Annotated in this window: 24 protein-coding genes, 1 tRNA gene, 1 other RNA gene and 1 pseudogene; 13 read left to right on the top strand and 14 right to left on the bottom strand. The window is 65.1% G+C overall.

Annotated elements, in window-relative coordinates; all coding sequences use genetic code 11:
- Positions 1–29: 29 nt before the first annotated feature.
- The 5 genes from ffs to ABT375_RS01960 form a co-directional block, all read right to left on the bottom strand.
- An RNA gene (ffs, locus tag ABT375_RS01980) (signal recognition particle sRNA small type) lies at positions 30–127 on the bottom strand.
- A gap of 127 nt (positions 128–254) precedes the next feature.
- Complete coding sequence (gene blaSGM / locus ABT375_RS01975; protein ID WP_416463926.1) at positions 255–1220, bottom strand: SGM family class A beta-lactamase; 966 nt, start codon at positions 1218–1220, stop codon at positions 255–257.
- Between the two features lie 2 nt (positions 1221–1222).
- On the bottom strand, positions 1223–1558 hold the full coding sequence (locus ABT375_RS01970; protein ID WP_066603001.1) for a 2Fe-2S iron-sulfur cluster-binding protein: 336 nt from the start codon (positions 1556–1558) through the stop codon (positions 1223–1225).
- 20 nt (positions 1559–1578) lie between these two features.
- A complete protein-coding gene (locus tag ABT375_RS01965; RefSeq protein ID WP_416463925.1) occupies positions 1579–2667 on the bottom strand; it encodes a cysteine desulfurase family protein in 1089 nt (362 codons plus the stop codon).
- Complete coding sequence (locus ABT375_RS01960) at positions 2664–3797, bottom strand: cysteine desulfurase family protein (protein WP_416463924.1); 1134 nt, start codon at positions 3795–3797, stop codon at positions 2664–2666. Before ABT375_RS01960 ends, ABT375_RS01965 begins: the two co-directional genes overlap by 4 nt.
- A 161-nt stretch (positions 3798–3958) precedes the next feature.
- On the opposite strand from ABT375_RS01960, the gene ABT375_RS01955 reads away from it, so the two are divergent.
- Positions 3959–4615, top strand: coding sequence for an alpha/beta hydrolase (locus ABT375_RS01955; protein ID WP_155186460.1), 657 nt, complete (start codon positions 3959–3961; stop codon positions 4613–4615).
- Positions 4616–5235: 620 nt separating this feature from the next.
- Here ABT375_RS01955 and ABT375_RS01950 read toward each other — a convergent pair.
- Positions 5236–5691, bottom strand: a complete 456-nt coding sequence (locus ABT375_RS01950) for a hypothetical protein (protein WP_416463923.1) — start codon at positions 5689–5691, stop codon at positions 5236–5238.
- Positions 5692–5820: 129 nt separating this feature from the next.
- Here ABT375_RS01950 and ABT375_RS01945 point away from each other — a divergent pair, with 129 nt between their 5' ends.
- The gene (locus ABT375_RS01945; protein WP_416463922.1) at positions 5821–6957 is read left to right on the top strand and encodes an HPP family protein; all 1137 of its coding nucleotides are present in this window, start codon (positions 5821–5823) and stop codon (positions 6955–6957) included.
- On the opposite strand, the gene ABT375_RS01940 is transcribed toward ABT375_RS01945, so the two are convergent.
- The gene (locus ABT375_RS01940) at positions 6911–7102 is read right to left on the bottom strand and encodes a hypothetical protein (protein WP_224550079.1); all 192 of its coding nucleotides are present in this window, start codon (positions 7100–7102) and stop codon (positions 6911–6913) included. The two genes, ABT375_RS01945 and ABT375_RS01940, sit on opposite strands and share 47 nt — an antisense overlap.
- Before the next feature lie 101 nt (positions 7103–7203).
- Here ABT375_RS01940 and rpiB point away from each other — a divergent pair, with 101 nt between their 5' ends.
- The 4 genes from rpiB (at position 7204) to ABT375_RS01920 (ending at position 10712) form a co-directional block, all read left to right on the top strand.
- Positions 7204–7641, top strand: a complete 438-nt coding sequence (rpiB, locus tag ABT375_RS01935) for a ribose 5-phosphate isomerase B (RefSeq protein WP_261934996.1) — start codon at positions 7204–7206, stop codon at positions 7639–7641.
- Positions 7642–7653: 12 nt separating this feature from the next.
- Complete coding sequence (gene glyA, locus ABT375_RS01930) at positions 7654–8955, top strand: serine hydroxymethyltransferase (protein WP_416463921.1); 1302 nt, start codon at positions 7654–7656, stop codon at positions 8953–8955.
- A 118-nt stretch (positions 8956–9073) separates the two neighbouring features.
- On the top strand, positions 9074–9535 hold the full coding sequence (nrdR, locus tag ABT375_RS01925; protein ID WP_224550076.1) for a transcriptional regulator NrdR: 462 nt from the start codon (positions 9074–9076) through the stop codon (positions 9533–9535).
- A 79-nt stretch (positions 9536–9614) separates the two neighbouring features.
- The gene (locus ABT375_RS01920; protein ID WP_416463920.1) at positions 9615–10712 is read left to right on the top strand and encodes a TrmJ/YjtD family RNA methyltransferase; all 1098 of its coding nucleotides are present in this window, start codon (positions 9615–9617) and stop codon (positions 10710–10712) included.
- Between the two features lie 80 nt (positions 10713–10792).
- Here ABT375_RS01920 and ABT375_RS01915 read toward each other — a convergent pair whose 3' ends face one another.
- Positions 10793–11089 (bottom strand): chorismate mutase, encoded by a 297-nt coding sequence (locus tag ABT375_RS01915; protein WP_326290776.1) that lies wholly within the window; start codon positions 11087–11089, stop codon positions 10793–10795.
- Between the two features lie 190 nt (positions 11090–11279).
- On the opposite strand from ABT375_RS01915, the gene rpsD reads away from it, so the two are divergent.
- Positions 11280–11894 carry a 30S ribosomal protein S4 gene (gene rpsD / locus ABT375_RS01910; protein ID WP_088183640.1) on the top strand — a complete coding sequence of 205 codons (615 nt, stop codon included), beginning with the start codon at positions 11280–11282 and terminating at the stop codon, positions 11892–11894.
- A 111-nt stretch (positions 11895–12005) separates the two neighbouring features.
- Here the strand turns inward: rpsD and ABT375_RS01905 are convergent, their stop codons facing one another.
- A complete protein-coding gene (locus ABT375_RS01905; RefSeq protein WP_416463919.1) occupies positions 12006–13985 on the bottom strand; it encodes an alpha/beta hydrolase family protein in 1980 nt (659 codons plus the stop codon).
- 136 nt (positions 13986–14121) lie between these two features.
- Here ABT375_RS01905 and ABT375_RS01900 point away from each other — a divergent pair, with 136 nt between their 5' ends.
- Positions 14122–15810: a M28 family metallopeptidase gene (locus ABT375_RS01900; protein WP_416463918.1), complete on the top strand. Its 1689-nt coding sequence runs from the start codon at positions 14122–14124 to the stop codon at positions 15808–15810.
- An 11-nt stretch (positions 15811–15821) separates the two neighbouring features.
- Here the strand turns inward: ABT375_RS01900 and ABT375_RS01895 are convergent, their stop codons facing one another.
- Positions 15822–16274 carry a DUF6265 family protein gene (locus ABT375_RS01895; protein WP_416463917.1) on the bottom strand — a complete coding sequence of 151 codons (453 nt, stop codon included), beginning with the start codon at positions 16272–16274 and terminating at the stop codon, positions 15822–15824.
- A 98-nt stretch (positions 16275–16372) separates the two neighbouring features.
- On the opposite strand from ABT375_RS01895, the gene ABT375_RS01890 reads away from it, so the two are divergent.
- The 5 genes and pseudogenes from ABT375_RS01890 (at position 16373) to ABT375_RS01870 (ending at position 19062) form a co-directional block, all read left to right on the top strand.
- On the top strand, positions 16373–17359 hold the full coding sequence (locus tag ABT375_RS01890) for an agmatine deiminase family protein (RefSeq protein ID WP_416463916.1): 987 nt from the start codon (positions 16373–16375) through the stop codon (positions 17357–17359).
- Positions 17360–17376: 17 nt separating this feature from the next.
- Positions 17377–18225, top strand: coding sequence for an N-carbamoylputrescine amidase (gene aguB, locus ABT375_RS01885; RefSeq protein WP_416463915.1), 849 nt, complete (start codon positions 17377–17379; stop codon positions 18223–18225).
- Complete coding sequence (locus ABT375_RS01880) at positions 18226–18456, top strand: hypothetical protein (protein ID WP_416463914.1); 231 nt, start codon at positions 18226–18228, stop codon at positions 18454–18456.
- Positions 18453–18966 (top strand): annotated as a pseudogene (folK, locus tag ABT375_RS01875) (2-amino-4-hydroxy-6-hydroxymethyldihydropteridine diphosphokinase). The gene ABT375_RS01880 and the pseudogene folK overlap by 4 nt, the downstream one beginning before the upstream one ends.
- 20 nt (positions 18967–18986) lie before the next feature.
- Positions 18987–19062, top strand: a tRNA-Lys gene (locus ABT375_RS01870).
- On the opposite strand, the gene glgX is transcribed toward ABT375_RS01870, so the two are convergent.
- The 4 genes from glgX to glgB are packed head-to-tail and all read right to left on the bottom strand — an operon-like array spanning position 19063 to position 25856.
- Entirely contained in the window at positions 19063–20934 is a 1872-nt protein-coding gene (gene glgX / locus ABT375_RS01865) for a glycogen debranching protein GlgX (protein WP_416463913.1), read from the bottom strand.
- Positions 20931–22379: a glycogen synthase GlgA gene (gene glgA, locus ABT375_RS01860; protein WP_416463912.1), complete on the bottom strand. Its 1449-nt coding sequence runs from the start codon at positions 22377–22379 to the stop codon at positions 20931–20933. Before glgA ends, glgX begins: the two co-directional genes overlap by 4 nt.
- Before the next feature lie 8 nt (positions 22380–22387).
- Positions 22388–23647 carry a glucose-1-phosphate adenylyltransferase gene (gene glgC, locus ABT375_RS01855; RefSeq protein ID WP_224550065.1) on the bottom strand — a complete coding sequence of 420 codons (1260 nt, stop codon included), beginning with the start codon at positions 23645–23647 and terminating at the stop codon, positions 22388–22390.
- Positions 23648–23696: 49 nt separating this feature from the next.
- Positions 23697–25856: a 1,4-alpha-glucan branching protein GlgB gene (gene glgB, locus ABT375_RS01850; protein WP_416463911.1), complete on the bottom strand. Its 2160-nt coding sequence runs from the start codon at positions 25854–25856 to the stop codon at positions 23697–23699.
- Positions 25857–25874 lie beyond the last annotated feature (18 nt).

Raw genomic sequence — 25874 nt, 5'->3', positions numbered from 1 at the left:
GTGGCTATTGTCGAAGCTGGATGAAGGTGGAGGGTGGGAGCCGGAACGACCCGTGACGAAATCACTGTGGCTGCTTCCGTCAGGACCTGACCAGGTTCGCGACGATCACGTCCGCCCGACTCCCGGCGCGGCATATGGCGAAAGGGGACCGGGATGGCAAGGGCACAATCCCGTCTCCGTTCGTTTCGAGCGAAGTCGAGAAATCTTTCCTGCGCGCTTCTCGACTTCGCTCGAAGCGAACGGATGATTTTTGGCTACTCCAGCCCGCTCTTCTGCGCCTTGCCCACGAAATCGAGCGCGGCGCGCGCGGTTTCGGCGATCGCGGCCTCGGCCTTCTTCGCGTCCACCGTTGGCCGGTCGAGATAGATGGCCAGGACATATTCGTCGCCATTGGGCGCCTTCACCAGCGCCACGTCATTATAAGCGGTGCCGCATGTCCCGGTCTTGCTGCCCGATGTCCATCCCGCGGGCAGGCCCGCCTTGATCCGCTTGTCGCCGGTGCTGCTGGCGTTGAACCAGGTGCGCAGCTTGTCGACGCTCGTCGGCTGCATGTCGCGGAAGAAGAGCCGACCCATCAGCCCGGCCATGGCGGCCGGCGTGGTGGTGTCGCGCGGATCACCCTCCGCATTTTCATTGAGCGTCGGTTCGGTGCGGTCGAGCCGGGTCACGGCGTCGCCATGGGCGCGCATGAAGGCGGTCAGCCCCTCCGGCCCGCCCAGCATCGGCAGCAGCAGGTTGGCGGCGCTGTTGTCGCTCACCTCGACCGCGGCCTGGGCCAGTTCACCCATGCTCATGCGGCCGCGCTTCTTGTTCTTCTTCACCACCGGGGCGTAATCGAGGATGTCGTCGCCGCTGAACGGGATTTCGCCTTCCAGCCCGAACTTGCCCCCTTCCGCGCCGATCAGCACGGCGGCGGCCAACGGCGCCTTGAAGGTCGAGCACATGGCGAACCGCTCGTCGCGGTTGAAGCCCAGCAGCAGCGCGCCACTCCGATCAACCAGCGCGACACCGAGGCGGCCGCCGGTCTCCTTCTCGATCTCCGCCGGGTTGCGCACCGAGGCGAGCGCCGATTGCGGCACCAGATAGCGCGGCGCAGCCGGCAGCAGCGAATCGAGCCGGCCGGTGGGTCCGGGCGGCCTGGCCGGCGCCTTCTTCCTGTCGGCGGCGATCGACGGCGCCGCCAGCAGGGCCAGCGTTGCCAGAGCGGTCAGAATCTTCACGGTTACATGCCCTGCATATTGTTGAATTCACCGGGAATACGGACGGTCAGCCGGTCCATCTTGTCGTCAATGATGATCTGGCAGGACAGGCGGCTGGTCCGGGTGGCGGCGGCGGCAAGGTCGAGCATATCCTCTTCATCCTCGCTGGCGCGCGGCAGGCGCGCAAAATCTTCGGCATCGACGACGACATGGCAGGTGGAACAGGCCATCTGCCCTTCGCATGTGCCCTCCAGCGGCTGGCCGGCGGCCTGGGCGATATCGAGCAGCACCGATCCCGCGGGCGCGTCAACCTCCTGTCGTCTCTCGCCGTCGGCGCTGATGAAGGTGACCCTGGTCATGCTAATGCGTGCGCTCCCTTTTACGGCGCCGCTTGTGCGGCTGCCGCTTCCTGCAATGCCTCTGCCGCCCTCTCCAACTCTTCCCGGCGCGTGTATCGGCCAAAGCCGATCCGCACCGATCCGCGCGCCTGTGCATCTGTCAGCCCGAGCGCGCGCAGGACATGGCTAGGCCGCCCGGACCCGCTTGCGCAAGCGCTACCGAGCGAAAAAGCAACATTGCGGCAATCCGACAACAGCCGCGCGCCGTCGATTCCGTCGCGCCGCAGGTTGAGATTGCCCGGATAGCGCGCCGTTTGCGAGCCGTTCAACGTCCAGTCCGCAAAGAGCTTGGCGGCCAGCGCGGCGAGGCTTTCGACATGGGCGCGGTCGCTGTCCGCCCGGTCGCGCATCAGCCGCGCCGCGACGCCGAATCCCGCGCACAGGGCGGGCGACAATGTGCCGGAGCGCAGCCCACCCTCCTGCCCGCCGCCATGGATCAGCGGCGCTGGCCGGACACCGTCGCGCAGCCAGAGCGCGCCCACGCCCTTGGGGCCATGGATCTTGTGCGCGCTGATCGCGACCATGTCGCAGATGGACGGAATGGGGACGCGGCCATAGCCCTGCACCGCATCGCACAGGAACAGCGCACCCGCGCGGTGCGCGAGGTCGGCGAGCGCCGCGACCGGCTGGATCACGCCGATCTCGTTATTCACCAGCATCGCGACGACGAGTGCGACAGCTGGACCGATGGCGCGGGCCGCGGCCTCCAGATCGACGACACCGTCCGGTCCGACCGGCAACACGGTCACATCCCGCCCGGTCCGGGCCGTCGCTTCGGCTGTATCCAGCACCGCGGCATGTTCGGTCGCGATGGTCACGATGCCGCCCGGCGGCGCGCCCTGGATCGCGATGTTGAGCGCTTCGGTCGCGCCGGAGGTGAACAGCAACGTGCCGCCGGGGGGGAGCAATCGGACAATCTCGTCCCGCGCCACCTCCACCTGCGCGGCGGCGAAGCGGCCCAGGCGATGCGCGCTGTGCGGGTTGGCGAACTGGTCGCGCAACAACGGCACCATCGCATCGAAGGCTTCGGGCGCGAGCGGTGTCGTGGCCTGATAATCGAGATAGATCATTGGCTTGCTCGCCCAAAAGCCTTGGCCGCCATGCTTTTCCAAATGGCGAGGAACCTGTCCATGTCGCTGTCGCATGTTTGCGGGCCGAAGCTGACGCGGACGACCTCAGCCGCGGCGTCCTCGTCCCAGCCCATCGCGCCCAGCACATGGCTGGTCTTGAGCGAGCCGGAGGAACAGGCGCTGCCAGCGGACACGGAAATGCCCGCCAGGTCGAACTGGATCAGTTGCGCGCGGGCCGACAGGCCGGGCATCCGGTAACTGGCGATGGCGGGCAGGCGCGGCGCGTCGCGCGCCACGATGACGCCGCCCGCCGCCTCTATCCCTGCGTCCAGCCGCGTGCGCAGGGCGGTCGCGCGGGGCAGCCAGTCCTCCCGCGCCTCCAGCGCCGCCACCATGGCCAGGATCGCGGGCAGATTTTCGGTGCCGGCGCGATAGCCCTGCTCCTGCCCGCCGCTCGGCTCGATCAGCGCCAGGTCGCGGATCAGCAGCGCGCCAATGCCGGGCGGACCGCCGAATTTGTGCGCGCTGATCGCGATCATGTCCGCGTCCGGCAGGGGCAGCTTGCCCGCGCTCTGGGCGCAATCGGCGAACAGGATCGCGCCGTCGCGGTCGATGCGGTCGAGCGGCTGGATGACGCCGGTTTCGTTGTTGACGTGTTGGATGGCGAGCAGTGGCGGGTTTCCCTGTTTTCCGTCATGCCAGCGAAGGCTGGCGTCTCTCTTTTGTTCTTCCGACGCACTAGAAGAAGGGAGATCCCAGCTTTCGTTGGGATGACGGGGGGATATAGCGATCCCATTCCCATCCACCGCCAGCCGCGCCGCGTCCTTCGTCACGCGCAGCACCGCGTCATGCTCGACCGGCGATGTGACGATGCGCCCGCCCTTCGCGCGCAGCAGGCCGATCGCGATCGCCTCGCTCGCGCCGGAGGTGAAGATCACATGCCCGCTCCAGTCCAGCGCCGCCGCGATGCGCCGCCGGGCATCCTCCAACCGGGCGCGGGCGGCGCGGCCGTCGGCATGGGGGCTGGACGGGTTGGCCCAGTTCGCCATCGCCTCCATCATCGCGTCGCGCGCGGCGGGCAGCATGGGCGTGGTAGCGGCATGATCGAGATAAAGGCGGTCGGCGGCCAAGCGGCGTTACTCATTGATTGCGGAAATGGCGGCGGCTTCTATATAGGCGGTCTGCCGCGCAGCGCCAGCAATAGCATTTGCCCATGCGACCGTCTGTGCGATCCGCATCCATTCGCCGCCAGCCCATGCGGGCAGGACGGCCCAGAACGATAACAGGTGCCATGCCCGACGTCATTTTCCCCGGACCCGAAGGTCGCCTCGAAGGCCGCTTCAGCCCCCCGCCCCGCCCGCGTGCGCCGGTCGCCATGATCCTGCATCCGCATCCCCAGGGCGGCGGCACGATGAACGACCGCATCACCCAGGCGCTCTACAAGACCTTCGTGAAGCGCGGCTTCGCCGTGCTGCGCTTCAACTTCCGCGGCGTCGGCCGCAGCCAGGGCACGTTCGACAATGGCATCGGTGAACTGAGCGATGCCGCCGCCGCGCTCGACTGGGTGCAGAGCTTCCACCCCGAAGCGCAGACCACCTGGATCGCGGGCTTCTCCTTCGGCGCCTGGATCGGCATGCAATTGCTGATGCGTCGCCCGGAAATCCGCGGCTTCATCTCGGTCGCGCCGCCCGCCAACATGTACGACTTCTCCTTCCTCGCGCCCTGCCCCTCGTCGGGCATCATCGTGCAGGGCACGTCGGACGAAGTGGTGACCGCGAGCGCGGTGCAGAAGCTGGTCGACAAGCTGCGCACGCAAAAGGGCATCACCATCCATCACGACGAAATTCGCGGCGCGAACCATTTCTTCGAGCATGAGCTGGACCAGTTGATGAAGTCGGTCGACAATTATCTCGACATGCGCCTGTCCCCGGATTCCCCGATCCGCTGAGCGATCGGGAAGTCTACGAACGAGAAAGGCCGCCCGCGAGGCGGCCTTTTTTTGTGGAATGTGAGGCTGGGAGGGGTGGTTAGCTGACTGGCGGTTTTTGGGGAGACGAACCCCAATCGCAGAAGCAGTGCGGTTAAGATCATTCCGCAACAATGGCCCCGTTGCGGACGTGGCGCTAAACGGATTAGATCATCGCATGGCCGATAATCTCTTCACTGTAGTTTCAGATTTTCGCGGCACAACGAGTAGCCTTCAGGTGTACGCTGCTGACGAGCAGCACGCTATGCTCGCTTGGGCGCAACTCCTTTCCAAAGAGCGTCATTTTGGCCGTGCTTCGGGATATATCGCTAGGGCTTTCCAGTCATGGAGATTTCTAGCCGAGGCAACCGCAGTTAACGATCAATCGAATGTCTGGGCTACGGGCGCCTCCTGCGGAGGAGACCATGTATGCGTGACGATTGTAAAAACGTGCCCACCGAGCGACGACCGCTAACTACCCAGAGTCGGGTATCCGGCTTTCGACTTGCCATCTGAATGAGCGGCGAGTTTTGGGCTTTGGTTGACAATGGCTGAGTGATCACCTTTGGTCGATTCCCGACCAACCGCTTTCACGCCCTTCCCTATATCTGGCGCTTCGTATCGAACGGCGTGACGATCTTGCAGCGGTAGGCGCGCACTTCGTCGATCAGGCCGGTGTGCAGTTCGGTCGACAGGACAAGGGTCGACCGGTCCAGCCGCTCCAGCCGCCGCATGTCGCTGAGCAGGCCGCTGAACATCCCGCCGCCTTGCTGGACCAGGGTGATCGTCGCATCGTCCTGCGCCGCGATCTTGTTCCAGCCCTGGCCGCCTTCGCGCCACCGGCCAGCGGTGAAATCGATCACGATTTCCCGCACGGATCGGTCGTCGGCGGTACAGGACAGGCCGCGGATCTGCGCCGGAGCAGGCGGCACGGGCGAAACGGCCGGCGGCGCAGCATGGCCTGGGGCGGCAAGACTAGGGGTCGCAATCAGGCAGCCAAGCGCTGCCAGGATGGTCGAGGCCGATCGGTTGAGCATGACGTCGATCCTACCAGACATGCGGGACGCAGGATACCGGCTAGCACAAGCCGCGCCTGACAGCCGGACGCGACCGTGCAAAGCCCCCTTTACCCCGCCCCATAATTTCCCGCTTGGCGCACCGTCCGGCCGGCGATAGCGATCCGCGCCATGTCCGACGCCCCGAAAAACGACGTTCGCCTGATCTGGAGCCGCTATTACAGCGCCTTCATCCCCGCCGGTCCGTCGGGACCGGGCTTTGTCGACCGACTGAAAGCGGCGAGCGGGGCGATCGGCGGGATCGCGGTGACGGGGCTGCTGTGCGGGCTGATGCTGGGCAATGGTCTGGCCCATCCGCTGCTGGTCGCGCCGATGGGCGCGTCGGCGGTGCTGCTGTTCGCGGTTCCTGCCAGTCCGCTGGCCCAGCCCTGGCCGGTGCTGGGCGGCAACGTCATTTCCGCGCTGGTCGGTATCTTCGTGGCGAAGGCCGTTCCCGATCCCACCTTCGCCGCCGCGCTGGCGGTGGGCGCGGCGATCGCCATCATGTCGCTGCTCCGCTGCCTCCACCCGCCCGGCGGCGCGGTGGCGCTGTCCGCCGCGCTGGGCGTAAAGGGGGTGGCGAGCAGCTATCTGTTCGCGCTGGTGCCGGTGGGGGTGAACACCCTGCTGCTGCTGGTCGTGGCGGTCCTGTTCCATCGCATCGCCGGTCATAATTATCCCCATGTGGCGCCCAAAGCGCCCGCCCCGCACGGCACCGCCGATCCCGCGCCGCTGCTGCGCGCCGGTCCGAGCGCGCAGGACGTGGCCGACGCGGTGCAGGGCTATGGCGATGCGCTGGACGTGGACCAGGCGGACCTGCGCCAGTTGCTGGCGGACGCCGAACTGCGCGCGGCCGAACGGCTGCATGGCGCGGTGCCCTGCGCGCAGATCATGGCGCGCGACGTGATCCATGTGCCCGCCAGCCAGCCGATGGAGCAGGTGCGCGCCTTGATGCTGGCGCGCGACCTGTTGTCGCTGCCGGTATTGGACGATGCAGGGCGCGTGCAGGGAATCATAGGCGCTCTCGACCTTGGCCGGGAGGGCGAACGCGCCGGCGACATTGCCCGCCGCGCCCTGCTGGTCCATGCCGACACGCCGGTCGCGCGGCTCATCGGTCCCCTGAGCAGCGGCGCGCGGCGCGCCGCCATCGTCGTCGATGCCGATCACAGATTGCAGGGGCTGGTGACCCAGACCGATTTGCTGGCCTCGCTGGCGCTTCGGGCTAGCGCTGCTCCAGCGCCGGCAGATCCGGGCCGGGAATCGCGCTGATCGCGACATTGCCGAACATGACGATCCCCGCGAGGATCATCAGGCCGCCGCGCTTGCGGTCGCCCTTCTTCACGATCGCATAGACGCCGCCGCCGGTCAGCAGCATACCCGCGAGCATCAATATGGATAAAATCGTGCCAGCCATGGGCGTTGCCTTAAGCGCCAAGCTCGACGGTGGCAATTGCCGTCCTGTCCCCTTATGAGGCGCGCAGAACGAATCACCCCAGGAACGCAGGGGCTGCACCTATGAAAATCGCCATCGCTTCCGATCATGCCGCCATCGACCTGAAAGCGGAACTTGCGCAGTGGCTGCGCGACGAGGGCCATGCGGTCGCCGACCTCGGCCCCGCGACCGCCGACCGCGTCGATTATCCCGATTATGGTTACAAGCTTGCGACAGCGGTCGCATCCGGCGACGCGGAACGCGGCATTGCGCTATGCGGCTCCGGCATCGGCATTTCGATCGCGGTCAACCGCAACCCGGCCTGCCGCTGCGCGCTGGTGGGTGAGCCGCTGTCGGCCGCCCTGTCGCGCGAGCATAATGACGCCAACGTCCTCGCCATGGGCGCCCGCCTGACCGGCGTGGACATGGCGAAAGCCTGCGTCACCGCCTTCCTCACCACCGATTTCGGCGGTGGCCGCCATGCCGGCCGCGTCGAAAAACTGTCCCAGCCCGCGCTCTGAAAGGAAGTTTCGATGAGCACTGACATCCTCGCCCCCGCCATCCGCCAGGACGGCTTCTTCAGCGAATCGCTTGGCCTTGCGGACCCGGAAATCTTCGGCGCGATTGGCAATGAGCTGAAGCGCCAGCAGGACAAGATCGAACTGATCGCGTCCGAGAACATCGTGTCGAAGGCGGTGCTGGAAGCGGCCGGTTCGATCTTCACCAACAAATATGCTGAAGGCTATCCGGGCAAGCGCTATTATGGCGGCTGCGAATATGCCGATGTGGTCGAGACACTGGCGATCGAACGCGCGAAAGAGCTGTTCGGTGCGAACTTCGCCAACGTCCAACCCAATAGCGGCAGCCAGATGAACCAGGCCGTGTTCCTGGCGCTGCTCCAGCCGGGCGATACCTTCATGGGCCTCGACCTGTCGTCGGGCGGCCACCTGACCCACGGGTCGCCGGTCAATATGTCGGGCAAGTGGTTCAAGCCGGTCGCCTATGGCGTGCGCCCCGACGATCATCTGATCGACATGGACGAGGTCGCCCGCATCGCGCGCGAATGCAAGCCAAAGCTCATCATCTGCGGCGGCACGGCCTATTCGCGCGTGTGGGACTTCAAGCGCTTCCGCGAAATCGCGGATGAGGTCGGCGCCTATCTGCTGGCCGATATGTCGCATTTTTCCGGCCTGGTCGCGGGCGGCGCGCATCCCTCGCCGGTCCCTCACGCCCATGTCACCACGACCACGACCCACAAGTCGCTGCGCGGTCCGCGATCGGGCATCATCCTCAGCAATGACGAGGCGATCGCCAAGAAGCTGAACAGCGCGATCTTCCCCGGCTTGCAGGGCGGCCCACTGATGCACATCATCGCGGCCAAGGCGGTGGCGTTCAAGGAAGCGCTGACGCCCGAATTCAAAGCCTATGCCCATCAGATCGTCGCCAACGCCCGCGCGCTGAGCGAGACGCTGGCCGATGCCGGCCTGTCGATCGTGTCGGGCGGCACCGACAATCATCTGATGCTGGTCGACCTGCGCGCCAAGAACACCACCGGCAAGGCCGCGGAAAAGGCGCTCGATCGCGCCTATATCACCTGCAACAAGAACAACGTGCCGTTCGACACGACCAGCCCGTTCGTCACCTCGGGTGTCCGTTTGGGTACGCCTGCGGGCACGACGCGCGGCTTCCGCGAGGAAGAATTCCGCGAAATCGGCCGCCTGATCGCCGAGGTCGTGGAAGGCCTGAAGCGCAATGGCGACGAAGGCGATGGCCAGGTCGAGCAGCATGTGCGGGAAAAGGTGCTGGGCCTGACCGCGCGCTTCCCGATTTACTGATATACCTGATCCGTTCGGGCTGAGCGACGTCTAAGCCTCAGCCCGAACGGAGTGAAGGCTTCGCTACGCTCAGGACAGGCTTCAACTTTCGCTCAGGGCGAACGGAGTAAAAAGACCCATGCGCTGCCCCTTCTGCGCCCATGAAGACAGCCAGGTGAAGGACAGCCGGCCGACGGAAGATGGCAACGCCATCCGCCGCCGCCGCCAGTGCGAAGCGTGCGGCGCGCGCTTCACCACCTTCGAACGCATCCAGTTGCGCGACATCTGGGTGGTGAAGAGCGAAGGCCGCAAGGAAGCGTTCGAGCGCGACAAGCTGGCCCGCTCCATCGGCATCGCCTGCCGCAAACGGCCGATCGACCCCAGCCGCCTGGAAAAGCTGATCTCCGGCATCCAGCGCCAGTTGGAAACCAGCGGCGACAGCGAAGTCCCCGCCCGCGCGATCGGTGAACTGGTGATGGAAGGGCTGAAACGCCTCGACAGTGTCGCCTATATCCGCTTCGCCAGCGTCTATAAGGACTTCACCGACGCCAAGGATTTCGAGGAATTTGCCGGGACGGTGAAGGAAGTCGGGCGGGAGTGAGACATAACAAATCTCTCCTCCGTTCAGCCTGAGCGAAGTCGAAGGCCAGGACCGAGCGCAGCGAGGTTAATGAAGCAATATGGCCTTCTACAGCTACATATTGAGATGCGCGGACGGCTCCTACTATACCGGGCACACTGACAATCTGGATGCCCGGTTCGCTGCTCATCAGTCTGGCGCGATCAAGGGTTACACGTCCGAACGCCTTCCCGTCGAACTCATGTGGTCGCAAGAGTACGGAACACGGGCAGAGGCGATGGAAAGCGAATTCCAGATTAAAGGCTGGTCGAGAAAAAAGAAGGAAGCGCTGATCGCAGGAAACTGGCCAAAGCTGAAAGAGGCTGCCATTTCCCACGCCTCGCCTTCGCCCCGCACTTCGCCTCCGCTCAGTGATGCCCTTCGACTTCGCTCAGGGCGAACGGAAGAAGAGGCCTTTCAAAAGAACGGTTCAATGAATAGCCCCAACCCCTCCCCCGTCATCATCCTGGTCCGCCCGCAACTGGGCGAGAATATCGGGAAGGCCGCGCGCGCGATGCTGAATTTTGGGCTGACCGACATGCGGCTGGTGACCCCGCGCGACGGCTGGCCCAATCCCGATGCCGGCCCGGCGGCGGCCGGCGCGGACTTCATCCTGGATCAGGCGCAAGTCTATGAGACGCTGGCCGATGCGGTCGCGGACTGCGCTCATGTCTATGCCACCACGGTCCGCAAGCGCGGCGTGACCAAGCCGGTCGTGACACCGGAGGAAGCCGCGCGTGAAATCCATGCCGCGCAGGGCCGTTGCGCCTATGTCTTCGGCCCGGAGCGGTCGGGGCTGGAGACGGAGGATGTCGCGGTCGCGCGCAAGATCCTGACCGTGCCGATCAACCCGGAATTCGGGTCGCTCAATCTGGCGCAGGCGGTGATCCTGTGCGCCTATGAATGGTCGAAACAGGCCGATCTGGCACAGCCCACCATCACCGATCTGGGCGAACCTGCGCCACAGGCGGAGCTGGAGGGCATGATCGAGCAGCTCGATGCGCTGCTGGTGAAGGCCGGCTATTTTTTCCCGCCCGACCGCGCCGGTGCGACCCGCCTGACGCTGCGCAACCTGCTGACCAAGCCGGGCTGGAACCATCTGGAGGTACGGACGCTGCGCGGCGTGCTGTCGCACCTGGCGAGACCGCGGGAGCGGTGAGCTCATCTTCCGTTCGGTTCGAGCCTGTCGAGAACCCTGGCGCCAGGGTTCTCGACAGGCTCGAACCGAACGGGGGCAAGTTAACCCCGCGTCCGGTCGAACTCCGCCATTTCATAGGCGATCGACGCTTCGACCAGCTCTTCCCACATGCCCGCGATCAGGTCGCACGGCACCCCCAACGCCTCCGCCTCGGCGCAGGCGTTGGCGATGACCTCCGCCTTGCGCGCTTCGTCGCGGACGGCGCTGCGATCGGGCTTGATCCGGGCGGCGGCGCGCATATGGGCGAAGCGCTGGGCCAGCAGGGCCACGATCTGCCGGTCGAGATTGTCGACGCCGGCGCGCACCTGCGCCATGGTGGAATAGTGTTCGGGAGTCATGCCTGTCCGACTAAGCCGCCGCACGCAACCTGTCGAGGCTTGACATATATCCCTCTTCTGGTCATAGGCGCGCCTTCGCAATTGGCTCCGCATCCCGGTGAAGCGGCGGCCCTGCCCCTGAGCGCACAAACGCAAAACGGACGTAGGCGATACCGGGAACAACGTTAGACGCAATGACTAGGAATTATCTATGACGAAGCGCACCAGCGCCAAGTACAAGCTCGACCGTCGTATGGGCGAGAATATCTGGGGCCGTCCCAAGTCGCCTGTCAACAAGCGCGAATATGGTCCCGGTCAGCACGGCCAGCGCCGCAAGGGCAAGATGTCGGACTATGGCATCCAGCTGCGCGCCAAGCAGAAGCTGAAGGGCTATTATGGCGACATCACCGAGAAGCAGTTCAAGAAGAACTATTTCGAAGCCAGCCGCATGAAGGGCGACACCGGCCAGAACCTGATCGGCCTGCTGGAGCGCCGCCTGGATGCCGTCGTGTACCGCGCCAAGTTCGCGCCGACCATCTTCTCGGCCCGCCAGATCGTGTCGCACGGCCACATCTATGTGAACGGCGTGAAGTGCAACATCGCGTCGCGTCTGGTGAAGCCGGGCGACGAAATCACCCTGGGCAAGAAGGCGCAGGAAATGGCGCTGGTTCTGGAAGCGCAGAGCCTGCCCGAGCGTGACATCCCCGACTATGTCGCCCCCGACGGCGCCGCCAAGGTCAGCTATGTCCGCGTGCCCACGCTGGACGAAGTGCCCTATCCGGTGAAGATGGAACCGAATCTGGTCGTCGAATTCTATTCGCGCTAATCGGTCTTCCGAGCAGAGTTACAAAGAAGGGCGGCCCCGTAAGGAGCCGCCCTTCTTTTATGTCTGAAACGATTGGGAAAGGAAGAAGGGTCGCCACGCCCTCCTTTCCTGTCATTTTCCTGCCGCCAGCAGGAAGTCGGCGCTCTGCTGCAGCATGTCGGCGCGCGCATCGCTGTCGTTCAAATTATGGGTCAGTCCGTCATATACCACGAGGCGGCTGCGCTTGCCCACGCCCTGTAATTTACCCTGCATGATTTTCGATTGGCTGATGTCGACATTATTGTCGTCTGTGCCATGAAACATCAGTACGGGTGCTGCAAATTCGGCCGCATGATTGGCGGGCGAGGCTTCCTGCGCCTTCGTCCCTTGCCCGAGATACTCGCTAGAGATCACATAGTCCGCATTCCAGCGCCCGCGACGCAGCATGTCGCCAATATCGGTCACCGGCGCGATTGCCACGACCGCCTTGAACAGATTGGGATCGATCGCCTGCGCCTGCAGCGCCGCATAGCCACCATAGGACCAGCCCAGGATCGTCAACCTTGAAGGATCGGCGATCCCCTGTGACACCAGCCAGCGTCCGCTGTCGGCGACGTCACCGATGGCGGTGCGCCAGGATTTGAACGCGTTCTGGATTAGCCATTGTTCGCCAAACCCATTGGAGCCGCGGAACTGCGGCTGGATCACGGCGAACCCGCGGGCGGCGAAATATTGTGCCAGCCAGTCGAACCCCCATTCGTCGCGCGCCTCCGGCCCACCATGGGGCATGACGATGGCGGGCAAACCCTTCGCATCCTCCTTGCCCGGCGGCAGGGTCAGATAGGCTGGGATCGTCGTGCCGTCGCTGGCCTTGTAGGTAACCGGCTTCATTGTCGCCAGCAGCCGGTCGGCCAGCGCCGGCCGGTCGGGCATCACCGGTGACAATTTCTTGGCGGTCCGGTCGAACAGATAATATTGACCGGGATCGGTATCGCTGCCCGCCCACACCAGAACGCGTTGCCCGTCCTGGCTCATATCGCCGATATGGACGGCCTTCCCACCTAGCGCCTTGCCGAGCGATGCCGAGAGCGCCTTCACCTTCTCGTCGAAATAGGCGACTTCGCTATGTTCTTCGGTATAGCCGACGCCCACGACACGACGATCCCGCCCCACGGTGACCAACCCGGCAACGTCGACCCTGGGATGGGTGAACAACACCGTTTTTTCGAGGCCTGGATCGAGCGCCACGCTGACCAGCGCCTGCCTGCCGTCGATCCGTTCATAGCCATAGGCGATATTCTTTTCGGCATCGACGGCGACCGGATAGAAACCGCTGCGATTGCGCATGTCGTAGATGCTCAGGTCGCTCCATCCCGACTTGCCCTGCGGACGATAGAGGTAACGGAACGTGCCCTTGGCGAAGCCGGAGCCTTTATTCTCTTGCAAGCCCATCACCCGGACCGTGCCGTGACCATCAGAAATATAGTCGATGGCCAACGTCTCTGGCTGTTCGATCCGCTTGGTTGCACCCGACCGCGTATCGATCCGATCGACCCCCAAACCGCGCAGCTTGTTATCCACCAAACTGCCGATCTTGGCTTCGGGCACATAGGATCGCGTCATTAACACCGCGCCGTCTTCGGCCGGCAGCAGATCGAGAATATCGCCGCCACGCAGATCAAAGCCCAGCGCATTCTGGCTCTGACGACGACTCAACGCACGGATATTGCCCCCCGCCGCATCGACGGCGAAGATGCTGCTGAACCCGTAGACATCGTCTCCCACGCGGCTGGCGCCGCCAATCTCGCAGGCCAGCCGATCATTGGACACCCAGTTGCACCGATAGAGATTCTCCGGCTGGCCGGTCGTGGCCGCCACCGATTTGGGCTCTGCACCCTCCTTCGCCTCCAGCACATAGGCCTTGGTCGTGCGCCCGTTGCCGGCCGCGATCAGCGCGATCTTCTGCCCATCGGGAGACAGGCTGGCGGAAATCACCGTTTCGCGCGCGCCGAAAGCCCTGGCCAGCGCATCCGGCTGGCCCTGCGCCAGTGCGCCCTGCGCCGTTCCCGTCGCCAGAAGCGCGAGCAGCGCCGACTTGGCAAAATAATACATGCCCCAAAATTCCCCCTGCTAAAATCCCTCTGTATCAACGGCTAAGACAAGCATCGTAAGTTGGCAACCGCCTTGCTTGCCCTTGCACGCGCACGGTGGCATCACCTGATCATTCGTAAAATAAAGGGTGACTTCCATGCGTAGCTCCATCGCGGCGATTGCCGCCGTCCTTGCCCTGTCGGCCTGCGCGACCGACGGTGCCGACACCGCGCCCGCTGCGGCATCCGCAACGCCGCCCGCAACGGCCGCCGCAGAGCCGTCGATCGACACGATGAAGCGGCTGGTGCAGTTACTGTCTTCGGACGCCTATGAGGGCCGCGCGCCCGGATCGCCCGGCGAAGAAAAAACGCTGGCCCTGCTCGCCGCCGAATTCGGCAAGCTCGGCCTCCAGCCCGGCAACAAGGGTAGCTGGTTTCAGGACGTGCCGCTGGTCGAGATCAATGCCAGGAATGTCTCGCCGCTGCGCTTCACCGGCGGCAAGAGCGCCGTCACCGCCAACTACGGCCCCGAAATGGTGATCGGCACCTATCGCACCACGCAGCCCAGGATCGCGATCAAGGACAGCCCGGTCGTCTTCGTCGGCTATGGCATCAACGCGCCCGAAAAGGGCTGGAACGACTATGCCGGGCTGGACGTCAAGGGCAAGACGGTGGTCATCCTGGTCAACGACCCGGATTATGAGACGCCGGGGCTGACCGGCCCGTTCAACGGCCGGGCGATGACCTATTATGGCCGCTGGACCTACAAGTTCGAGGAAGCCGCACGCCAAGGCGCGGCTGCCGCGATCATTGTGCATGATACCGTGCCCGCCGCCTATGGCTGGAACGTGGTGCAGTCGAGCTGGACCGGCGCGCAGCATGTCGCCGACAGCGCCAACGGCAATGCCGACCAGAGCCAGGCGATCGGTTGGATCCAGAAGGACAAGGCCGCCGCTTTGTTCGCCAGCGCGGGCCTGAACCTCGACGCGCAGATGGCCGCGGCGAAGAAGCCGGGCTTCAAGGCGGTGGCGCTGACGGGCGTCAAGGCGACGGTCTCGTTCGACAACGACCTGCGCAAGCATATGTCGAAAAACGTCGTGGCGCTGCTGCCGGGCAAGACGCGGCCCGACGAATATGTGCTCTACAGCGCCCATTGGGACCATCTGGGCCATTGCCAGGCGGCGCCGGACGGCGACGACATCTGCAACGGCGCAGTGGACAACGCGACCGGCACTGCGGCGCTGGTGGCGCTGGCGCAGGCCAATGTGAAGGCCGGTCCGACCGACCGCAGCCAGGTGTTCCTGGCGGTGACGGCCGAGGAATCGGGGCTGCTGGGATCGGCCTATTATGGCGATAACCCCGTCTTCCCGTTCAGCAAGACGGTAGGCGGCGTCAACATGGACGCGCTCAGCGTCGCGGGCCTCGCCAAGAATGTCGTAGTGATCGGCAAGGGCAAGTCGCAGCTCGACGCCTATCTCGACCGGGCGCTGAGCGCGCAGGGCCGGGTATCGACGCTGGAGCCGACCCCGGAAAAGGGCTTCTACTATCGTTCCGACCATTTCAGCTTCGCCAAGCACGGCTTGCCGATGCTCTATTTCGAGGGCGGCGAGGATCTGGTGCAGGGCGGTACCGCGGCGGGGCTGGCCGCGGCGGAGGATTATACCAAGAACCGCTATCATGGCCCCAAGGACGAATATGATCCCAATTGGGACTGGACCGGGGTGCTGGCGGACCTGAAGCTCTATTACAGCGTAGGTCGCGACCTGGCGACCACGACCGACTGGCCCAACTGGGTGGACGGCGACGAATTCCGCGCCATTCGCGACAAGGATCGCGCGGGGAAGTAGAGGGAAGCGACCTATTCCCCGGCCGGGGAATAGGTCCAATTCTGCGCCTGGCTGCCATCCATCCTGGCGGTTTCGGCCATCAGCAGCCGCCCCTCCCGCCAGTAGCGGATGCGCTGGGGATAATCATGGTTCGGGTTGGCGAAGCTGATGTCACGCACACCTTCGGCGACGACGGGGAAGATCGTCGTCGCACCGCCTTCGGGCGCGGCATGGAGGGTCAGCGCTCCGTCGGGCGCGCGCACGATGCGCATCACCTCCCAGGATCGCAGCGTTTCCCCGCGCCCCGTCCGCCCAACGCCGATCATCGTGCCGCCGCGCGGCAGCGTCCAGACTTCCTCGGTCCAGCGATCGTCCCGCTTTTGCAGCCATTCGCCGGTCAGCCAGTCGGGCAGTTCGCCCGCCTGACCCTGGCCGGAGAACAGCAGCAGCAGCCCGGCCGCGATCGTCGAAACTCGTCTCTTCATGGCCTTCGCCCTCTGTCCACACGCCATCCGGCACGCTATGGAGCGCGCGCAACGCCCGCTATCACGGATCGGCCCCCGGTCGAGCAAGGACAAAAGCCATGACTTTCCGCATGCCCGCCGAATGGGCGCCGCACGACTGGACCTGGATCGGCTTTCCGACCAACCCCGCAGAATGGCCCGGCGCGTTCGAGGAGGCGCGCGCGCAGATCGCCGCCTTCGCCAGCGCCCTCCATGCCGACGGCAAGGGCGAGGAGGTGCGGCTGGTCGTCGCCAATGAGGGCGATGCGCAAGCGGCGCGCGCGCTGGTTGCGCCGGGCGTATCGATCATCGTCCATAAGCTGGGCGACGTCTGGCTGCGCGACACCGCGCCGATCGCGGTGCTGAACGGCGCAGGGAGTCGCGCACTGGTCGATTTCGGCTTCAACGGCTGGGGCGGCAAATATCAGATGCCGGGCGACGAGGATATCGGCGCGCGGCTGGCTGCAACCACCGATATGCCCGTTTCCACCCAGCATTGGGTGTTCGAAGGCGGCGCGATCGACACCGACGGCTCCGGCCTGTTCGTGACCACGGAGCAATGTCTGCTGAACCCCAATCGCAACCCTGACCTGGACCGCGGCAAGATCGAAACGCTGCTGGCCGGCGCGTTGGGCCTGTCGGACATGCTGTGGCTGGGCGACGGCTTGCTGAACGATCATACCGACGGCCATGTCGACAATCTCGCCCGTTTCGTCGGGCCGGGCAAGCTGGCGCTGCCGATCGCGACGACCGACGACGATCCCAATGCGGCCCTCTATGCCGACGCCCGCGGCCGCGCGAAAGCACATGGCGTCGAGGTGATGGACATCCCCTCCCCCGGTCTGGTGCTGGTGGATGGCGAGGCGATCCCGGCCAGCTATATGAATTTCTATGTCGGCAACGCCGCCGTCATCGTGCCCATCTATGGCCAGCCCAACGACCAGGCCGCGCTCGACGCCTTCCGTCCCTTCTTTCCGGGCCGGGATATTGTCGGGCTGCGCAGTGACGCCATATTGTCGGGCGGCGGCAGCTTCCATTGTTGCAGCCAGCAGATGCCATCCGTCTGATAAATTCAGGGACAGACATGACCAAAGTGACCGTAGCCGCGCTGCAACTCAGCTTTTCCGACGATATGGGCGAGAATATCGCCAAGGTCGCGGACCATGTGCGCAAGGCCGCCAGCCGCGGCGCAAAGATCATCCTGCCGCCAGAACTGTTCGAGGGGCCTTATTTCTGCCGGGTCGAAGACGAAGCGCTGTTCGCCAGCGCCGAGCCGACCGACACCCATCCCGCGGTGCAGGCAATGCGCAAGCTGGCGAAAGAACTGGGCGTCTATATCCCCACCAGCTTTTTCGAGCGCGACGGCCATCATCATTACAACTCGCTCGCGATGATCGATGACACAGGCGAGATCATGGGCGTCTATCGCAAGAGCCATATTCCCGACGGACCGGGCTATGAGGAAAAATATTATTTCCGCCCCGGCAATACGGGGTTCAAGGTGTGGCCGACCAAATATGGCACTATCGGCGTCGGCATCTGCTGGGACCAATGGTATCCCGAAACCGCGCGCTGCATGGCGCTGATGGGAGCGGAGATGCTCTTCTACCCCACCGCGATCGGCTCCGAACCCTATGACAGCGAGCTGGACACCAGCCGCATGTGGCGCCGGGCGATGATCGGCCATGCGGTCAGCAACTGTATGCCGGTGATCGCCGCCAACCGGATCGGCGACGAGGACGGCCAGCTCTTCTACGGCCACAGCTTCATCACCGACGAATGGGGCGATTTCGCCGCCGAAGCCGATGCGAAGGACCAGGGCGCGCTGGTGGCGACGCTGGACCTGGCCAAGGCGCGCATGCATCGCGCCGGCATGGGCTTCTTCCGCGATCGTCGGCCGGAGCTTTACGGCCGGATCGCGCAGGACATCTGAATGGACGCGACCGTTGGCGAAGACGCGACCGATCAGCCTGACGACCTCAGCCGTCCGCAAAAGCGGCTGCTGAAACGGCTCTATAATGGGCGGACAGTCCCGGTCATGGCGGACGATCGGCCTTTCCTGACCTATAAGGAAGCCCTGCGCTATCTGCTGTCGCTGGCCATCGACACGCGCGAGGCCGCCTATGCGCAGATGAAGGCGCAGGCCAGGGACGGGGTACGATAGACGCGCCCCATCTCTATGCGCTGGCGCTGGGATCGAACCGGCCGCTGTCCGCGCGGCGCACGCCCGCCCGGCTGCTGGCGGAGGCCATAGCGCTGATGGGCGAACAGGCACGGGTGCTGCGCATCTCGCCGACGCTCTCCACCCCGCCGCTCGGTCCTTCCGCACGCCGCTTCGCCAATGGCGCGATCCTGGTTGAAAGCCCGCTCTCGCCGCCTGCGATGCTGGCCTTCCTTCAGCACATCGAACACAGGCTGGGCCGCCGCCGCTATCGCCGCTGGGGCGCGCGCAGTGTCGACATCGACATCATCCTCTGGTCGGGCGGCCCATGGCGCAGCCGGACGCTGACCATTCCCCATGCCGCCTATCGCACCCGCGCCTTCGTGCTGACGCCGCTGCTGGCGGTCGCCCCCGACTGGCGCGACCCGCATCTGGCGATGACCGTGCGCCATCTTCATGCGCGACTGCAAAAAGCCGCGCCAAAGAGTTGACCATCCGCCCCGCCGCCTTTAGGGCAGCCTCCACCGCTTCGGGGGTCCATAGCTCAGTCGGTAGAGCAACTGACTTTTAATCAGTAGGTCGCTGGTTCGAACCCAGCTGGACTCACCATCATCGCGCCGGTCGCATCAGGGCAACGGAGCGGCCGTCCACATCGGCATCGCCGTCCACCAGCCGAAAGCGGCAGGGTTCCGTATCGCCATTGACGCAGATCGCGACCCCGCTCGCCCGATAGCGCAGCGTCAGGCGGCGGCGCGCCGGGTCTTCCCACTGACCTATCGTCAATGCCTGTCCATGTTCGTCCAGCCATTCGACGTCCGCGTCGGACAGCATCGCCGTGCCGCGCAGATCGGGCGTCTCCGCCCGCAGCGCCGCCAGCGCGAAGCTATGCGCCTCCAGATCGCGATTCCGCCTCTCCCAGTCGATCCAGCCGATCGCATTGTCCTGCGCATAGGCGTTGTTGTTGCCCTGCTGGCTACGGCCGAATTCGTCGCCCGCCGTCAGCATGATCGCGCCACGTGTCGCGAACAGGGTGGACAGCAGGGCCTTGCCGTCGCGGGTCCGGACGGCCTGCACGGCCGGATCGTCGCTCACGCCCTCGACGCCGTTGTTCCAGCTCAGATTCTCGCCATGACCATCGCGATTCTGCTCACCATTGGCGTCGTTGTGACGGTGTTCATAGGCGGTGAGGTCGGCCAGGGTGAAGCCGTCATGGGCGGCGAGGAAATTGACGCTCCGGGTCTGGCCGCTGCCGAAAATATCCGACGATCCGGCCAGCCGCATCGCGAATGCCCCCAGCGTCCCGGCGTCGCCGCGCCAGAAGCGGCGGATGTCGTCGCGATAGCGATCGTTCCATTCCAGCCAGCCCTCGCCGAAATTGCCGAGCTGATAGCCGCCCGGCCCGATGTCCCAGGGTTCGGCAATCATGATGCGATCGGCCAGCAGCGGATCGGCGCGCATCTCTTGCAACAGCGGTGCCTGTGGATCGAAGCCGTCCGCCATCCGCCCCAGCGCCGGGCCAAGGTCGAAACGGAAGCCGTCCACCCCGGCCTGCGCCACGAAATGCCGCAGGGAGTCGAGAATCAGGCGGCGCGTGACCGGCGCGTTGCAGGCGATGCTGTTGCCGGTGCCGGTATCGTTGATCAGCCGACCCTCGGCATCGTGGCGGAAATAACCGCGCGCATCCAGCCCGCGCAGGGACAGAGTCGGCCCCTGCGCGTCGCTTTCGCCGTCATGATTATAGACCATGTCGAGGATCACGCCGATCCCGGCCTCATGCAGCGCCGCCACGGTCGCGCGCAGTTCTGCGATGCCGCCCGGCGCCAGCCGCGGGTCGAGCGCGAAATAGCTGACCGGATTATAGCCCCAGGCGTTGGTCAGGCCCAGCGGCCCCAGATGCCGCTCGTCGATCCAGGCGTTGATCGGCATCAGTTCGATCGCTGATACATGCAGGCTTTGCAGATGCGCGATCACCGCCGGATGGGCGAGCGCGGCGATGGTGCCGCGCTGCGTTTCCGGCACGTCCGGATGCAACATGGTGAAACCGCGCACCTGTACTTCGTAGATCAGCCCGCCCGGCGCGAAGCGGGGCGGTGCCTGCGGCAAGGGTTCGATGGCAGCGGCAACGACGCCCTTGGGCATCAAGGGGGCGGTGTCGCCTCCCTCGCCACGCGGCGCCGCCAGCACGGGGTCATAGCGGAACGCCCGGTCGATCGCCAGTGCATAGGGGTCGAGCAGCAGCTTGTCGGGATCGAACCACAGGCCCGCGCCCGGATCATAGGGACCATCGGCGCGCAAGCCATAGCGCGCGCCCGCGCCCACGCCGGCCGCTTCGACATGCCAGCAGCCATCGGCATCGCGCAGCATCGGCAGGCGGGTTTCGCGATCGGCGCCGTCGAACAGGCAGAGCCACAATTGGGTCGCGTCGGGCGACCAGACGCAAAAGCGTGTGCCGCTTGGCTCCACCGACACCCCCGGCTTCACGCCGCCTCCGCTATCAGCGCGCGATAGAGGTCCGCATATTTCGCCGCGCTATGGGGCCAGGAGAAGTCGGCGCGCATTCCCGCGCGCTGCATCGCCTGCCACGCCGCCTTGTCGCCATACAGGTCCATCAGCCGGTTGATCGCGCCATGCAACGCCATCGGATCGGACGGGGTGAAGACGATGCCGGTCGCCGCGCCCGCGCCCACCGCGGCCTCATTGGCGTCGATCACCGTATCGGCCAGCCCGCCGACCCGCGCCACCACCGGCACGCAGCCATAGCGCAGCGCATAGAGCTGGGTCAGGCCGCAGGGTTCGAAGCGGGAGGGGATCAAGATGGCGTCGCCGCCCGCTTGCATCAGGTGCGATAGCGGCTCGTCATAGCCGATCTGCACGCCGATCCGCCCGCGATGCCGGTCCGCCGCGCCCAGCAGCGCGCCTTCCAGCGGATGATCGCCCGATCCCAGCACGGCCAGCTTGCCGCCCATCGCGACCAGATGTTCGGCCGCGTCGATCATCAGGTCCATGCCCTTCTGCCAGGTCAGGCGGCTGACGATGACGACGATCGGCGCGCCGTCATGATCCAGCCCGAAGCGCCGTTCGAGCGCGCGGCGGTTCACCGCCCGCCCGCCCGGCGCGCGCAGGCTGTAAGGCTTGGCGATCAGCCCATCGGTCGCCGGGTTCCAGATGTCGGTATCGACACCGTTCAATATGCCATGCAGCCGGTCGACCCGGCCGTTGATCAGGCCGTCCAGTCCCATGCCATGGACCGGCGAGCGGATTTCCTGCGCATAGCTGGGGCTGACCGTGGTGATCGCGTCGGCCGACACCAACCCGGCCTTCAGATAGCCCGTGCCGCCATAATATTCCACCCCGTCCACGCCCCAGGCTTCGGGCGGCAGGCCGAGATCCGGGAAGATGCCCGCGCTGAACCGGCCCTGGAAGGCGAGATTGTGGATCGTCACGACCTTGGGCACCTGCGCCGCCGGACCGAAACGCATATAGGCGGCGGTCATCGCCGCCTGCCAGTCATGGACATGGACGATGTCGGGCCGCCAGCCCTTCACCCCGTCGGCCGCAATGTCGGCCCCCGCGCGCGACAGGGCCGCAAAACGCCGCCAATTGTCGGCCCAGTCATTGCCGCTATGATCGCCATAGGGGCCGCCTTCGCGGGCGAAGAAATCCGGCGCATCCAGCACCAGCAGGTCCAGCCCGTCAACGGTCGCGGCCAGCACGCTGGCGCCCGCGCCGAACAGGGCGTCGTAGCGGCGCACCGCCTTCGCCTTGCCCAATCGCGCGATGACGGCGGGATAGCCGGGCACCAGCGTGCGTACCTGCACCCCCTGCCCCGCCAGCGCGCCGGGCAGCGCGCCGACGACATCGGCCAGCCCCCCGGTCTTGATCAGCGGATAGATTTCGGATGCGACCGACAGCAGTTTGATCGTCATGGCGCGCGTCAGGCCACCAGCCGGTCGATCATCGGCTGCGTCACCAGGCATATGCCGCTGTCGGTGCGGCGGAAGCGCTGCGCATCCTCTTCGGGATGTTCGCCGATGATGAGGCCCGGCGGGATGATGATCCCGGAGTCGAGCACGCATTTATGCAGTCGCGCCCCGCGCCCAATCTCGCAATTGGGCATGATGACGCTTTCCGTCACCGACGAGAAGCTGTGGGTGCGCACCCCCGAAAAGAGCAGGCTGCGATGGAGCGAGGAACCCGACACGATGCAACCGCCCGCCACCAGCGACGATGTCGCGGACCCGCGCCGGCCATCCTCATTATGGACGAACTTGGCCGGCGGCGTGACTTCCGAATAGGTCCAGAGCGGCCAGCTACGGTCGTACAGGTCCAGGCTGGGCACCACGTCGGTCAGGTCGACGCTCGCCTGCCAATAGGCGTCGATCGTGCCGACATCGCGCCAATAGGGTTCCAGTTCGCTTTCGGCGCGCACGCAACTGCTGGAAAAGCGATGCGCGACCGCTTTGCCATGTTTGACGATATGGGGAATGATGTCGCCGCCGAAATCGCGCTTGCTGTTCGGATCGTCGGCGTCGCGGCGCAGTTGTTCGATCAGGAATTTGGTCTGGAACACATAGATGCCCATCGACGCCAGCGCCATGTCAGGCTGGCCGGGAATACCGGGCGGGTTTTTGGGCTTTTCGATGAAGGCGGTGATCCTGTCCGTGTCATCGACATGCATGACGCCGAAGCCCACCGCCTCCATCCGCGGCACCTCCAGGCAGCCGACGGTGACGTCCGCGCCGCTGTCGACATGCTGTTGCAGCATCAGCTCATAGTCCATCTTGTACACATGGTCGCCGGCCAGCAGCACCATATATTCGGGCGCATAGCTTTCGATGATGTCGATATTCTGGAACACCGCATCGGCCGTGCCTTCATACCATTGGCTTTCCGACACGCGCTGGCTGGCGGGCAGGATATCGAAACTTTCATTGCGCTCGGGGCGCAGGAAATTCCAGCCGCGCTGCAAGTGCCGGATCAGCGAATGGGCCTTATACTGGGTCGCCACGCCGATGCGGCGGATGCCGCTGTTGAGCGCATTGGACAGGGCGAAATCGATGATCCGCGCCTTGCCGCCGAAATGCACCGCGGGCTTGGCGCGCTTGTCGGTCAGTTCCGCCAGCCGACTGCCGCGTCCACCGGCCAGGACATAGGCCATGGCGTCGCGTGCGATCGGCTGATACTTGCTCTGCATAGGGCCTCTCCTCATTTCGCCCGCGACTGCCTGCACGCGCCGTCGGTGTTCAATAATCCAATTCCAGCATCAAGGTTGCAAAGGGCGGGATGGTGATGTTCGCCCACCCTTCCTCGTCCGCCTGCACCTGACCCATGTTACCCGCGCCGCTGCCGCCATAATCGGCCGCATCGCTGTTCAATATCTCGCGCCAGCGCCCGCCCGACGGCAGCCGCATGCGATAGCCATGCCGCAGCATCGGGGTGAAATGGCTGATGACGACGATCGGCCGGATGCCGGGCGCGCGCCGTTGCCAGGCGAAGATAGAATCCGCGGCACCGTCGACCAGCACCCATTCAAATCCTTCCGCCTCGCAATCGCGCTCATGCAGGGCCGGGCGGGATCGATAGAGATGGTTGAGATCGCCGACGAGTTTCTGCACCCCCAGATGGGGCGCATGGTCGAGCAGATCCCAGTCGAGCGCGCGCTCTTCGCTCCATTCGCCGCGCTGGGCGAATTCCTGCCCCATGAACAGCAGCTTCTTGCCGGGATAGCCCCACATGAAGCCGTAATAGGCCCGCAGCGTCGCGAATTTCTGCCAGTCGTCGCCCGGCATCTTGTGCAGCAGCGAGGCCTTGCCATGCACCACCTCGTCATGGCTCAGCGCCAGCACGAAATTTTCGGTAAAGGCGTAGAGCAGGCCGAAGGTGATATCGTCATGATGATGGGCGCGATGCACCGGATCGCGCTGCAGATAGCGCAGCGTGTCGTGCATGAAGCCCATATTCCATTTGAAGCCGAAGCCCAGCCCGCCAGTGTGGACCGGTTTCGACACGCCGGGCCAGCTGGTCAATTCCTCGGCGATGGTCATGATGCCGGGCTGCGCACCATATAGCGCCTTGTTCATCTGCTGGAGGAAGGCGACCGCCTCCACATTTTCGCGGCCGCCATGGTCGTTGGGCACCCATTCGCCGGGCTTGCGCGAATAATCGAGGTAGAGCATCGAGGCGACGGCATCGACGCGAAGCCCGTCGACATGATAGCGCTCGGCCCAGAATAGCGCATTGTTGACCAGATATTGCGCCACTTCGCGCCGGCCGAAATTATAGATGGCGGTGTTCCAGTCGGGGTGGAAGCCCTTGCGCGGGTCGGCATGTTCGTAGAGCGCCGTGCCGTCGAAATGCGCCAGCCCATGTTCGTCGGTCGGGAAATGCGCCGGCACCCAGTCCAGGATGACGCCGACCCCCGCCCGATGCGCCCCATCGACGAAGCGCGCGAACCCCGCCGGATCGCCGAAGCGTGCGGTCGGCGCATAGAGGCCCAGCGTCTGATATCCCCAGCTCGGATCATAGGGATATTCGCTGATCGGCAGAAATTCGATATGGGTGAAGCCCATGCCGACGACATAGGGGATCAGGCGGTTGGCGAGGTCGTCCCAACTGAGAAATTCGCCGCGATCGTCGCGTTGCCACGATCCGGCATGGACTTCGTAGATCGACACCGGCTGGCGGCGTGCGTCGGTTGTGCGCCAATGGTCCCGATGGCGATCATCGCCCCATTTGTGGTCAAGCGGCGGCGCGACGATCGAGGCAGTGGAGGGGCGCAATTCGCTCTGAAAGGCATAGGGATCGGCCTTGAGCGGCAGCAGCACGCCGTCCGCGCCGATGATCTCGAACTTGTAGGCGCTGCACGCTCCGACTTCGGGCAGGAAAATCTCCCACAGGCCCGCATCGGCGCGACGGCGCATCAGCCCGCGCCGCCCGTCCCAGCGATTGAAGTCGCCGACCACCGACACGCGCCGCGCATTGGGCGCCCAGACCGCGAAATGCGTGCCCTCGACACCCTCATGCGTCATCACATGCGCGCCCAGCTTGTCGAACAGGCGGCCGTGCGATCCTTGCGCCAGATAATGGTCGTCCATCGGCCCCAGCACCGGCCCGAAGCCATAGGGATCGACCAACGCATAGGTGCCGCCATCCCCAAAGGTGGCGACATAGCGCAGCGGCTGGCGCTTGCGGATGGAGACATTGCCGAAGAACAAGCCATCGCCATGGACCCGCGCCAGAGCGCCGACAGGCTTGCCGTCCAGCGTCTGCGCCGTCACGCTGACCGCTTCGGGCATCAACAGGCAGGCGGTGAAATGCTTTCCAGCCGGATGCACGCCAAGCGTGGCGAAGGGATCGTCGTCAAGGCCCGTGACCAGCCGGTCGATCTGTTCCGGCGTCAGCACCGACCTATCCTTCGCTTA

It is taken from the genome of Sphingomonas sp. VDB2, assembly GCF_047946695.1.
GTDB classification, from domain to species: domain Bacteria; phylum Pseudomonadota; class Alphaproteobacteria; order Sphingomonadales; family Sphingomonadaceae; genus Sphingobium; species Sphingobium bisphenolicum.
Note: the sequence above shows the minus strand (reverse complement) of the source record. Positions and strands in the feature narration are given on the sequence as shown.

Bases quoted from the DNA above. Each gene is read 5' to 3' on its own strand.
- ABT375_RS01970 (WP_066603001.1), bottom strand. From the start codon at position 1,558: ATGACCAGGGTCACCTTCATCAGCGCCGACGGCGAGAGACGACAGGAG.
- ABT375_RS01965 (WP_416463925.1), bottom strand. From the start codon at position 2,667: ATGATCTATCTCGATTATCAGGCCACGACACCGCTCGCGCCCGAAGCC.
- ABT375_RS01955 (WP_155186460.1), top strand. From the start codon at position 3,959: ATGCCCGACGTCATTTTCCCCGGACCCGAAGGTCGCCTCGAAGGCCGC.
- ABT375_RS01950 (WP_416463923.1), bottom strand. From the start codon at position 5,691: ATGTCTGGTAGGATCGACGTCATGCTCAACCGATCGGCCTCGACCATC.
- ABT375_RS01945 (WP_416463922.1), top strand. From the start codon at position 5,821: ATGTCCGACGCCCCGAAAAACGACGTTCGCCTGATCTGGAGCCGCTAT.
- ABT375_RS01940 (WP_224550079.1), bottom strand. From the start codon at position 7,102: ATGGCTGGCACGATTTTATCCATATTGATGCTCGCGGGTATGCTGCTG.
- rpiB (WP_261934996.1), top strand. From the start codon at position 7,204: ATGAAAATCGCCATCGCTTCCGATCATGCCGCCATCGACCTGAAAGCG.
- glyA (WP_416463921.1), top strand. From the start codon at position 7,654: ATGAGCACTGACATCCTCGCCCCCGCCATCCGCCAGGACGGCTTCTTC.
- nrdR (WP_224550076.1), top strand. From the start codon at position 9,074: ATGCGCTGCCCCTTCTGCGCCCATGAAGACAGCCAGGTGAAGGACAGC.
- ABT375_RS01920 (WP_416463920.1), top strand. From the start codon at position 9,615: ATGGCCTTCTACAGCTACATATTGAGATGCGCGGACGGCTCCTACTAT.
- ABT375_RS01915 (WP_326290776.1), bottom strand. From the start codon at position 11,089: ATGACTCCCGAACACTATTCCACCATGGCGCAGGTGCGCGCCGGCGTC.
- rpsD (WP_088183640.1), top strand. From the start codon at position 11,280: ATGACGAAGCGCACCAGCGCCAAGTACAAGCTCGACCGTCGTATGGGC.
- ABT375_RS01905 (WP_416463919.1), bottom strand. From the start codon at position 13,985: ATGTATTATTTTGCCAAGTCGGCGCTGCTCGCGCTTCTGGCGACGGGA.
- ABT375_RS01900 (WP_416463918.1), top strand. From the start codon at position 14,122: ATGCGTAGCTCCATCGCGGCGATTGCCGCCGTCCTTGCCCTGTCGGCC.
- ABT375_RS01895 (WP_416463917.1), bottom strand. From the start codon at position 16,274: ATGAAGAGACGAGTTTCGACGATCGCGGCCGGGCTGCTGCTGCTGTTC.
- ABT375_RS01890 (WP_416463916.1), top strand. From the start codon at position 16,373: ATGACTTTCCGCATGCCCGCCGAATGGGCGCCGCACGACTGGACCTGG.
- aguB (WP_416463915.1), top strand. From the start codon at position 17,377: ATGACCAAAGTGACCGTAGCCGCGCTGCAACTCAGCTTTTCCGACGAT.
- ABT375_RS01880 (WP_416463914.1), top strand. From the start codon at position 18,226: ATGGACGCGACCGTTGGCGAAGACGCGACCGATCAGCCTGACGACCTC.
- glgA (WP_416463912.1), bottom strand. From the start codon at position 22,379: ATGACGATCAAACTGCTGTCGGTCGCATCCGAAATCTATCCGCTGATC.
- glgC (WP_224550065.1), bottom strand. From the start codon at position 23,647: ATGCAGAGCAAGTATCAGCCGATCGCACGCGACGCCATGGCCTATGTC.